This window comes from Vibrio sp. R-1, from assembly GCF_035615595.1.
GTDB classification, from domain to species: Bacteria; Pseudomonadota; Gammaproteobacteria; order Enterobacterales; family Vibrionaceae; genus Vibrio; species Vibrio cholerae.
In genome coordinates this window covers 26,837-37,749 of record NZ_WPDC01000034.1, presented here as the reverse complement: position 1 = coordinate 37,749, position 10,913 = coordinate 26,837, and the positions used below count along the sequence as shown (strand labels likewise).

The following is a 10,913-nucleotide window of genomic DNA, read 5'->3' as shown; positions in this document are numbered from 1 at the left end:
ACTGCTGATTCTCTGTTTAATAGTTCTAGTTTATCGCCTTGTTGCATAGCCACATCGAGCAATAAAAAGCCGATGCTTTTGCATCGGCTCGAATAATGCTATGTGATTGATTAACCGCGTAGTGCCGCTTTGGCTAGAAGCGCTTTTTTCTCTGAATCAGAGAGGAAGGCCAACTCTAAACCGTTGAGCTGAGCTTGACGTATCTGCTCTTGGCTTAAGCCTGCTTGAGGCGCTGCGATTTCATATTCGTAAGGTAGTTCAATCCCTTCTACAGCAGGATCGTCGGTGTTAATGCAGGCTAAAATACCATGCTCTAAGAAACGCTTAAGAGGATGTGTGGCTAGGCTATCCACCGTGCTCGTCTGCAGGTTGGAAGTCAGGCATGATTCGATACCGATCCGGTGCTGGGCGAGATAGTCCATAAGTTTTGGATCATGGATGGCTTTGACGCCATGACCAATCCTTGTAGCGCCCAGGTCTCTGATCGCTTGCCACATGCTTTCTGGACCTGCCGCTTCACCTGCGTGAACTGTCACATGCAATCCGGCATCTCTGACTTGTTTAAAATGTTGGATAAAGCGGTCACCGGGTTGCCCCAATTCATCACCTGCGAGATCGACTGCCACAATGTGATTTTTCTGGCTTAGGATGGCGTCGAGCTCTTGTTGGCAAGCATCGGTACCAAAGGTGCGGCTCATAATGCCAATAAGGTTGGCTTGAATACCAAAATCACGTATACCAGCGCGGACTCCATCGACAACAGCTTCTACCACTCCTGCAACAGGTAAGCTGTGTTTCATGGCCATGTAATAAGGAGAGAAACGTAGCTCGGCATAGTCAATACGGGCGTTAAGCGCATCTTCGACGTTCTCGTAGGCAACACGACGGCAAGCATCAAGATCGCCTAGTACCGCTACGCCCCAGTCTAGTTTGGATAAGAAGGCAACCAGAGAGGGTTCTGCTTCGACAATTTGTACATAAGGGGTAAGAGTTTCTAACGTGTTTGCGGGTAGCTTAACACCAAATTTTTGTCCTAATTCCAAAATAGTTTGGGTGCGGATATTTCCATCAAGATGACGGTGCAAATCCGTTAAAGGGAGTGATGAAGTTATCATTATTGTTGTCCTTATCAGTATTTGCCGTTAAGTATAAAAACCAATCCACGGGCTGTCAGCTAAGCAAAAGAAAGAAAAGGACTTATTTTGTTTAACTTTGCTTCATGTTAACAAGATCTGTTGGCCAATCCTGATAAGCCATTGGTTTACTGAATAAGAAGCCTTGCCCGCGTGGGCAACCGAGTTGGTTCAGCAAATCCACCTGCTCTTGAGTCTCTATGCCTTCAGCGACCAGCTCGACTTTAAAACCGCGAGTCATGTTAACGATCGCGGCTACCACGCTGTTTTCAATATTGTATGCATTGAGTTGAGAGACAAATTCTCTATCAATTTTTAGGCAATCGAAGGGCAGTTTGTGTAAGTAGGCGAGAGAACTATAGCCTGTACCAAAATCATCGATTGCAATGTGTATTCTTGCTTTTTTCAACTCAAGCATATTGTGCAAGATAACGGGGTCGTTATCGACAATACGTGATTCGGTGATTTCGAGTGTCAGGTTGGCAGGCTGTAGGCCGGATTCGTCTAATACGCTGTGTAACTGAGCGATAAAATCGGGATGAGAGAGTTGATTAACCGATAGATTGACATGAATATGGAACGTCGATGGCCATTTATTTTCTGCAATACCACGAACGGTATCAGCACAGGCTTGACGTAAGATCTGCTCGCCAATCGCATTGATCAATCCGCTCTCTTCTGCAATCGGAATAAAATCCATTGGTGGGATCAAACCGAATTCAGGGGAAATCCAACGAGCAAGCGCTTCTGCGCCTAATACTTCTCCACTATTTAAATCGACGATCGGCTGATAGAAGGGAACGAACTCTTGATTATCGAGCGCCAGTTTTATCTGCGTGACCATGAGCATTCTTTTACGTGAAGCATTCGCCATCTCTGGTGAGTAAAAACTGATATGCGTATGTTCTGCCTTTGCGTTACTGAGGGCGATGCTACCATTACGCAGCCAAACGGTCATATTCGGTTCTTCAAGGTACACAATTCCGATCGACACATTCACAGCAATATTGTCGCTTGGCATGCTAAATGGAGAGGCAAACAGCTTGAGAATATCGGTAGCCACACTTTTTAAATCATCTTGCTGATTCACATCGGGTAGGTAGATAGCAAATTCATCGCCACCAATCCGAGCAATCAGAGCGGGCTCGGGAAACGTTACTTTCAGTCTTTGAGCAATAGCAACCAGCAGTTGATCGGCCTGATGGTGACCTAAGCTGTCGTTAATATCGCGAAATTTATCAATCCCAATCAGGATAAGGCCCCCGTTGAGTTGCGGGATTTGATGACAATGCTCAACTAACCCCTCTCGGCTAAGAAGTTGGGTCAGAGAATCGTAGACCAACTGTGAGCGTAGCGCTTTGAATGAGGCTTTGAGGCTATTGGTCATCTCAATAAAGGCTTGGACAAGCAAACTGGTCTCATAGATTTTACCGGGCTTAGGCATGCTGGCTGTCCAGTCACCATTGGCAAGTTGTCTTGCTGCCGAGGCGGTAGAAATGATTGGGTTGGCGACGCGGTTTAATGCCATTAAGCCGAGCCCTAAACCCACTAAGCTCACTAATAATCCTATCGCCCAACTGGTTTTTTGATTTTCAGGTAAGCTGCCTAGGAGATCCCCTTCCGCGATGGAAACACTGATATACCAAGTGAGGCCATATTGATCGGTAAAGGCTGAGGCTTGATTGAAATAGCGCTGTTGATTGACGTAGGTAGTAAAAGTACCCACATTTAGGCCTTGCAGATCAAGTTGTTCGGCGCTGCTACGAATGATGGGGTTACGATTCTCGCTGGCGAACAGCCTTTCACCTTTCGGGCTTAACGGTGTCCCCCAAGAAACCACGCTACCCTCACCGGAATGGGCAATCAGGCGGTGTTGTTTGTCCATCACATAAACGTCAGCATTCATACGTTGTTTGAGTTCGGAGAGAAACTGGTTGAACGTATTGAGTTTGACATCAGAAACCATGACGCCAATAAAGGTTTTATCCTGAAAAACCGGGCTGAGTGCGGAGAGAGTGATCTCTTGCTTCTCATCCATATTGGTATAAACCGAAGACCATTGTGGCGATGGCTTCTGCGCGACGGGGGCAAACCAAGGCCGCACGCGAGGATCGTAGTTATCAATCACCGTACGCAATTGATCATTCTTTGTCGCAGTTTGATAAATAACTAGTTTATCGTCAGTGCGTGCATCTTTGAGCATTAGGCTGTATTGCTCTGGTGCATCTCGACGCAGTCCTACATATTCACCATTCACTCCACCAAAACCGACCACGTCGATTTGCTGGATATTGTTACCTATGGGATTGGCTGCCGCACGAATGAAGTCTTCAATTCGACTTACGTCATTGAGCTGATAAAGATGGTGAAAGCCCACGTTGTAGGCAATCATCTGATTGGCAAAAAAAGGGCGATTAAGAAAGTCCGACAAGCGTTGTGAGATGCTATCAGTCAGATAAGATAACTTCTTAGAGCTGAGCTCTTTTACCGTTTGCTCATAACGATAGGTTTGCACCGCCGCCATTGCCAAAATCATGAACAGAAAGGTCAAGACAAACGGCAGTATGATGGCGGTTTTTAAGCGAATTTGGCGTTTTAAAGGCATACCCTTCTCTAATCTCACTTCCTGTGCAATAAAGTTGGGTAGGCCGTTAAGCTGACACTTAATATAACTCTTTGAGTTTACGTGTTAGCGTATTCCGTCCCCAGCCCAATACTTTGGCGGCTTCTTGTTTATGTCCATTGGTGTGGTGAAGTGCCGCTTCTAAAAGTATACGTTCAAATTCTGGGAGTGCGTAGGCAAGCAACTCGGTTTCACCAGAGGCCAGTGCAGATTTTGCCCATGTTTCTAACTGTTTCTGCCAACTTATATCATTATCAAAATGGCTGGCTTTCCTTTCTGATAATAATTCGGAAGGAAGATCACTTGGCAGCACTTCACTTCCACTTGCCATCACCGTGAGCCAGCGACACATGTTTTCGAGTTGGCGCACGTTACCCGGCCAATCGAGTTTGGTCAGAATATCCACGGTGCGCGGGTTGAGCGTTTTCATCTCCACTCCGAGCTCTTTGGCTGCCAGCGCTAAAAAGTGCTTAGTGAGCTTTTCAATATCTTGTCGACGTTCACGCAGTGACGGGATATGGATGCGAATAACGTTCAGACGATGGAATAAGTCTTCACGAAATTTGCCTTGATGAACCAGTTTTTCAAGATTTTGGTGAGTGGCTGCGACGATTCGCACATCGACTTTTATCGCGACATGACCGCCAACGCGATAAAACTGACCATCCGCCAACACGCGCAATAACCGAGTTTGAATATCGAGCGGCATATCGCCAATTTCATCAAGAAATAAAGTGCCGCCATTGGCTTGTTCGAAGCGACCTTGGCGCACGGTATTGGCACCAGTAAATGCGCCTTTTTCATGGCCAAACAGTTCAGATTCGATGAGATCTTTGGGAATTGCCGCCATGTTGAGGGCAATAAACGGCTTTTGGGCACGAGGGCTGTGTCGATGCAGAGCATGAGCGACCAATTCTTTACCGGTTCCCGATTCACCGTTGATCAATACCGAAATCGAAGAGCGTGATAAGCGACCAATCGCGCGAAACACTTCTTGCATAGCCGGCGCTTCGCCAATGATTTCAGGGGCGGAATATTTTTCACTGGGACGATGAGATGTCTTGCGCTGCTCTTGACCATGAGCGATGGCGCGTTCGACTAAGGTGAGGGTTTCATCGACATCAAAAGGCTTGGGAAGATACTCAAAGGCACCTTGTTGGTAGGCATTGACGGCGGCATCCAGATCCGAATGCGCGGTCATAATGATCACCGGAAGTTCAGGGGTGCGTTGGTGCACTTGATTGAGCAGAGCAATGCCATCCATCCCTGGCATGCGAATGTCTGAGACGAGAACGTCGGGGGTTTCACGCTCCAGTGCCAGCAGTACGCTTTCCGCATCTGCGAAGGTTTCGCATTTTATATGGGCTGAAGAGAGCGTTTTCTCCATTACCCAGCGAATGGAACTATCATCATCGACAACCCAGACGTATCCTCTACTCATAGACAATCCTTAACAGCAATTCAAAATTGGCAAATAAATGGTAAACACGGTGCGTCCTGGCCAGCTTTGCACCTCTATTTTTCCCTGATGTTGATCGATCAGGTTTTGTGAAATGGATAACCCCAAGCCTGTGCCTCCTTCGCGGCCACTCACCATGGGATAAAACAGCGTATCTTGCAGCTCAGGAGGGATGCCGGGGCCGTTATCGATAATCTCGATGCTGGCGACGAGCTTATGACGTTGACCATGGATATTGGCTTGATGCACTGTTCTGGTGCGTAAGGTGATCACGCCGTGCGTTTGGTTAGCCAAAATTTGCGCCGCATTACTGACAATGTTCAGTAAGGCTTGTTCGATTTGATCAGTGTCCATCAAAATATTCGGCAGACTCGGGTCATAATCGCGCTCAAAGACCAAATTCGCGCCCGCTTCTAGCTCGACCAACTGACGCACCTTCTCCAAAATCAGGTGAAGGTTTTCCCATTTTTTCTCACCCGGCCGTTGCGGGCCGAGTAAGCGATCAACCAATCCTCGCAAGCGATCTGCCTGTTCGATGATGATTTGGGTATATTCCATCAGGGCAGGATCGGGAAGCATACGCTCTAAAAGCTGGGCCGCACCTCTTAAACCACCCAAAGGATTTTTGATTTCATGAGCCAAGCCTCTGACCAATAACTTAGCCGCTTGTTGCTGAGCGTGTTGATTGAGTTCTTGGGTTAGCCGGCGTTGTTGACCAATCGTGCGCATTTCGGCCAGTAACAGCAGCTCTTTGTGCCACGAAATCGGGCTGACGGTGACTTCGAGCATTAAGGGTTTGCTATCGATCACCAAGGTGACATCGCTGTCAGTAATGCTTTGTCCGCTCTGGAGTGGCTGCGTGAGCAGTTGTAAATCGAGAGAGGAGTGTTGCACTAAATGATTTAAGCTTTGATGCATCAAGCGTTTAGCACTTTGTGAAAACAGCTGTTCAGCGGCAGGGTTGGCGTAGCGAATCATCAGTGACTCATCCAAAATGAGCACTGATGTGACCTGATTATTAATGATGGTTTGGCTTAATTCTGCACTCACACTCATTCTCGCTCGATGAACTTTAGGCTTGTTGGGCGATGCACAAAATTGGTGCATCGCCCAACAAGTATGGCGCAAGGGAGTGCAAACCAAAAGAGCAATCCCTTAGGCAATCGAGCTAATAGTCACATCTTGCGGTTATTTCACTGTAGCTCGATGCAAATGCACCGTGATAATCGAGGAAGATGCAATAATCTTGCCGCTTTCAATCGCTTGAATGGTAAAGGTGTGAGTGCCGCGATCGACATTTTTTAATTCCCAAACTGATTGGGTGGTGGGGGCACCATAGGGGCGGCCATCCATCATCAATTGCAATTGCTCACCGATTGAAAGTTTTCGATTGAGCTCAGAGCGAATGAAGAGATTACCGCTATTATTGCGTACCGTATCGTCATGCTTAGGTGAGATTAAACTGATTTTTAGCGGCTCCCGAGTTTGAGGTGCGGGAGATGCTGTCGAATCGGTTAGCTCTGTTTCAGAGGCGGTAACATTGCTACGCCCTGTTTCATCCTCCGTTTCTGTTGTGACCGGCTCCGTTGAGTCGAAACTTGGCGCAGGGGCTTGCGCTTCATAATCCGGTAACTGGATGGATTTTGCTTTGTCACTTTGTGGCGTGTCACTAAAGTGCAGAACCCCTTTTTCATCGACCCAAGTGTAGACGTTTTGTGCGGCGAGCTGAGGTACCCAAAGCACACTAATGAGTAGCCATAGCAGACGAGACGATGACATATATCACCCCAATGACCTTAATGATTCACTTTATGGATCATGAGCTTATGCTCATGGTTAACGTTGTAAGCGGCATGTTAAAACGAATACTCAAAGGACTGAATATGCAAAAGGCCCGCCTGCGAGGCGAGCCTTAATATTGATGTAACCTAAGTCATTTTTTACACAGACTGAGAATTACACAGAGTAGTACAGTTCAAACTCAAGTGGATGAACAGCAACGTTCACGCGCTCAACATCTTTGGTCTTCAGTGCGATGTAAGAATCAATGAAGTCATCTGAGAACACGCCACCGGCAGTGAGGAACTCACGGTCTGCATCCAGATACTGCAGAGCTTGTTGCAGTGATTCCGCTACTTTTGGAATCTCTGCCGCTTCTTCTGCTGGTAGGTCATACAGATCTTTGTCCATCGCTTCTCCTGGGTGGATCTTGTTCTTGATACCGTCAAGACCCGCCATCAGCATAGCTGCAAACGCCAAGTATGGGTTAGCTGCTGGATCTGGGAAGCGAACTTCAATACGACGTGCTTTCGGGCTTGGTACCACTGGGATACGGATAGATGCCGAACGGTTACGCGCAGAGTAAGCCAGCATTACTGGTGCTTCATAGTGAGGAACCAGACGCTTGTAGGAGTTGGTGGATGGGTTAGTGATCGCATTCAGCGCGCGAGCGTGCTTGATGATACCACCAATGTAGTACAGTGCTGTTTCAGATAGGCCGCCGTACTTATCACCCGCAAACAGGTTAACGCCGTCTTTCGCGAGAGATTGGTGAACGTGCATACCTGAGCCGTTATCGCCAACCAGTGGCTTAGGCATAAAGGTGGCTGTTTTACCAAAAGCGTGCGCAACGTTGTGTACAACGTACTTGTAGATTTGGATCTCGTCTGCTTTCGTGGTGAGCGTGTTAAAGCGAGTCGCGATTTCGTTCTGACCCGCAGTCGCCACTTCATGGTGGTGCGCTTCAACAACCAGACCCATTTCTTCCATGATCAAACACATCGCTGAGCGGATGTCTTGTGATGAGTCAACAGGAGCAACTGGGAAGTAACCACCTTTTACGCCTGGACGGTGACCTTTGTTACCATCTTCGTATTCAGTACCTGTGTTCCATGCCGCTTCTACGTCGTCAATCTTGAAGAATGAACCAGACATGTTGGTGGCGAATTTCACATCGTCAAACAGGAAGAATTCTGGCTCTGGACCGACAAGAACTGTGTCTGCGATACCCGTAGAGCGCATATATTCTTCTGCACGTTTTGCGATAGAACGTGGGTCACGATCGTAACCTTGCATAGTCGCAGGTTCTAAGATGTCACAACGAATGTTCAGCGTAGCATCTTCAGTGAATGGGTCGAGCACAGCGGAAGATGGATCTGGCATCATCACCATGTCGGATTCGTTGATACCTTTCCAGCCAGCCACAGAAGAACCATCGAACATTTTACCGTCTTCGAAGAAGTCAGCATCAATTTGGTGAGCAGGGATAGAGATATGTTGTTCTTTACCCTTGGTGTCTGTGAAGCGTAGGTCAACAAACTTAACTTCGTTTTCTTGGATCAGCGATAAAACATTTTCTACTGACATCTTGGATAACCTCCGGTGTTAATAAGCGGTATGGGCTCGAGTCTTAAATAAAGTCGGCAAAGATTACTGCGTTGTACTATGGGTAACCGATGCTGAAATTAATAAAGCGAAAAGCGTGCCATGTTTATAAATCCAATATAATTCATGGTTTTGGTGCTGGAATGTTTGCTTTTTGATGAGCTTGTGCACCAAAAAGATCCTCAGTTGCACTATCATGGTGCGTATGCAGTTGCTCTGCACCATGTTTTACCAAAACGTTTGCTATTTCGCGCTCAATCACTGGGGATGTCAATGGCTGTTAAGCCGGAAACATTAGAGATAAGTAAAGATAGCGAGCGAAATGAAGAAAAAGTCGACGATTTCAGCGCGACAGATCACATATTTCTAGGTTTTCCGCTAAAATCTGGTACATTATTGGCCGTTTTTGAACCATGTTCGGCGACTGCTTTAAGCAGCCAGCCTCAATGAAAAGTGAAGCAAACCCCGATGACCACTCCGCAAATTGAAAAATTAAGAAACATCGCGATTATCGCGCACGTTGACCACGGTAAGACGACCTTGGTTGACAAACTGCTCCAGCAATCCGGCACGTTAGAGTCTCGCGGTGATGTTGAAGAGCGAGTCATGGACTCGAACGACATTGAAAAAGAGCGTGGTATTACCATTTTGGCGAAAAACACCGCCATCAACTGGAATGATTACCGTATCAACATCGTAGACACCCCAGGACACGCGGACTTCGGTGGCGAAGTTGAGCGTATTATGTCGATGGTAGACTCAGTGCTGCTGATCGTTGACGCGGTAGATGGCCCGATGCCACAAACTCGCTTCGTAACCCAAAAAGCGTTTGCGCACGGTTTGAAGCCAATCGTTGTGATTAACAAAATTGACCGTCCGGGCGCACGTCCTGATTGGGTTATGGATCAGGTGTTTGACCTATTCGACAACCTAGGTGCGACGGACGAACAGCTTGACTTCCAAGTGGTCTATGCTTCAGCGCTGAACGGTTGGGCAACTCTGGTTGAAGGCGAAACGGGCGAGAACATGGAACCGTTGTTCCAAGCGATCGTGGATAACGTTGCGGCGCCACAAGTTGACCTTGATGGTCCACTGCAAATGCAAATTTCTCAGCTCGATTACAGCTCTTACGTAGGTGTTATCGGTGTTGGCCGTATCAAACGCGGTAAAGTAAAACCAAACCAACAAGTGACCGTTATCGGTGCGGATGGTAAGAAGCGTAACGGCAAGATCGGTACGGTTCTGGGCTACCTTGGCCTGCAACGTTCTGAAACTGACCAAGCCACCGCTGGTGATATCGTTGCGGTAACTGGTCTGGGTGAGCTGAAAATCTCTGACACTATCTGTGATGTGAATGCTCTAGAAGCGCTGCCACCACTGAGCGTTGATGAGCCAACCGTAACCATGACCTTCCAAGTGAACACCTCTCCATTCGCGGGTAAAGAAGGTAAGTTCGTGACTTCACGTAACATCCTTGAGCGTCTGGAAAAAGAGCTGGTACACAACGTAGCACTGCGTGTTGAACAAACGGAAGATCCAGACAAATTCCGCGTTTCAGGCCGTGGTGAACTTCACCTATCGATCCTGATCGAAAACATGCGTCGTGAAGGCTTTGAGCTGGCAGTATCTCGTCCAGAAGTTATTCTGAAGCACGAAGACGGCCAACTGATGGAACCGTTTGAAACGGTCACCATCGACGTGCAAGAAGAGCACCAAGGCGGCATCATGGAGAAAATCGGCATGCGTAAAGGCGAGCTGAAAGACATGTCTCCAGATGGCAAAGGCCGTATCCGTATGGATTTTGTGATGCCTTCTCGTGGTTTGATCGGATTCCAAACTGAATTCATGACACTGACGTCAGGCTCAGGTCTGCTGTACCATTCATTTGACCACTACGGTCCACACAAAGGCGGCGTAATCGGTCAGCGTGTGAACGGTGTTCTGGTTTCTAACGGTACGGGTAAAGCGCTAACGAACGCGCTGTTCAACCTGCAAGAGCGTGGTCGTATGTTCATTGGTCACGGTGTTGAAGTTTACGAAGGTATGGTGATCGGCATTCACAGCCGTGATAACGACCTGACAGTAAACCCACTGAAAGGTAAGCAACTGACCAACGTTCGTGCTTCGGGTACTGATGATGCGCAGGTTCTAACGCCGCCAATCATTATGTCTCTTGAGCAAGCTCTGGAATTCATCGATGACGACGAACTGGTAGAAGTAACGCCAGTGAGCATTCGTATCCGTAAACGCTTCCTGACCGAAAACGATCGTAAGCGTGCTTCTCGTGATGCGAAGTAATCACTGACTTTCGTTT

8 protein-coding genes are annotated in these 10,913 nt (G+C 47.6%); 2 read left to right on the top strand and 6 right to left on the bottom strand.

The features are described from left to right. Window positions 1-110: 110 nt before the first annotated feature. From add to glnA, 6 genes are all read right to left on the bottom strand, one after another. Window positions 111-1,115, bottom strand: coding sequence for an adenosine deaminase (gene add / locus GOU96_RS09530; protein WP_258503361.1), 1,005 nt, complete (start codon window positions 1,113-1,115; stop codon window positions 111-113). 91 nt (window positions 1,116-1,206) lie between these two features. Next, the gene (locus tag GOU96_RS09525; RefSeq protein ID WP_258503364.1) at window positions 1,207-3,738 is read right to left on the bottom strand and encodes an EAL domain-containing protein; all 2,532 of its coding nucleotides are present in this window, start codon (window positions 3,736-3,738) and stop codon (window positions 1,207-1,209) included. 58 nt (window positions 3,739-3,796) lie between these two features. Further along, window positions 3,797-5,197: a nitrogen regulation protein NR(I) gene (gene glnG, locus GOU96_RS09520; protein ID WP_267781597.1), complete on the bottom strand. Its 1,401-nt coding sequence runs from the start codon at window positions 5,195-5,197 to the stop codon at window positions 3,797-3,799. A gap of 9 nt (window positions 5,198-5,206) precedes the next feature. Then, window positions 5,207-6,265: a nitrogen regulation protein NR(II) gene (gene glnL / locus GOU96_RS09515; protein WP_001935745.1), complete on the bottom strand. Its 1,059-nt coding sequence runs from the start codon at window positions 6,263-6,265 to the stop codon at window positions 5,207-5,209. A 138-nt stretch (window positions 6,266-6,403) separates the two neighbouring features. Next, on the bottom strand, window positions 6,404-6,994 hold the full coding sequence (locus GOU96_RS09510; RefSeq protein ID WP_076008503.1) for a DUF4124 domain-containing protein: 591 nt from the start codon (window positions 6,992-6,994) through the stop codon (window positions 6,404-6,406). Between the two features lie 177 nt (window positions 6,995-7,171). Continuing rightward, window positions 7,172-8,581 carry a glutamate--ammonia ligase gene (gene glnA, locus GOU96_RS09505; protein WP_000110151.1) on the bottom strand — a complete coding sequence of 470 codons (1,410 nt, stop codon included), beginning with the start codon at window positions 8,579-8,581 and terminating at the stop codon, window positions 7,172-7,174. 144 nt (window positions 8,582-8,725) lie between these two features. Here glnA and GOU96_RS09500 point away from each other — a divergent pair, with 144 nt between their 5' ends. Together GOU96_RS09500 and typA are read left to right on the top strand one after the other, a co-directional pair. Continuing rightward, on the top strand, window positions 8,726-9,049 hold the full coding sequence (locus GOU96_RS09500; RefSeq protein WP_000244707.1) for a hypothetical protein: 324 nt from the start codon (window positions 8,726-8,728) through the stop codon (window positions 9,047-9,049). Between the two features lie 18 nt (window positions 9,050-9,067). Next, window positions 9,068-10,897, top strand: coding sequence for a translational GTPase TypA (typA, locus tag GOU96_RS09495; RefSeq protein ID WP_000211151.1), 1,830 nt, complete (start codon window positions 9,068-9,070; stop codon window positions 10,895-10,897). Window positions 10,898-10,913: the final 16 nt, after the last annotated feature.

What these genes read in the sequence shown, in the direction of transcription:
- GOU96_RS09525 (WP_258503364.1), bottom strand. Translation starts at nt 3,738, where the DNA reads ATGCCTTTAAAACGCCAAATTCGCTTAAAAACCGCCATCATACTGCCG.
- glnA (WP_000110151.1), bottom strand. Translation starts at nt 8,581, where the DNA reads ATGTCAGTAGAAAATGTTTTATCGCTGATCCAAGAAAACGAAGTTAAG.
- glnG (WP_267781597.1), bottom strand. Translation starts at nt 5,197, where the DNA reads ATGAGTAGAGGATACGTCTGGGTTGTCGATGATGATAGTTCCATTCGC.
- typA (WP_000211151.1), top strand. Translation starts at nt 9,068, where the DNA reads ATGACCACTCCGCAAATTGAAAAATTAAGAAACATCGCGATTATCGCG.
- add (WP_258503361.1), bottom strand. Translation starts at nt 1,115, where the DNA reads ATGATAACTTCATCACTCCCTTTAACGGATTTGCACCGTCATCTTGAT.
- GOU96_RS09510 (WP_076008503.1), bottom strand. Translation starts at nt 6,994, where the DNA reads ATGTCATCGTCTCGTCTGCTATGGCTACTCATTAGTGTGCTTTGGGTA.
- GOU96_RS09500 (WP_000244707.1), top strand. Translation starts at nt 8,726, where the DNA reads ATGGTTTTGGTGCTGGAATGTTTGCTTTTTGATGAGCTTGTGCACCAA.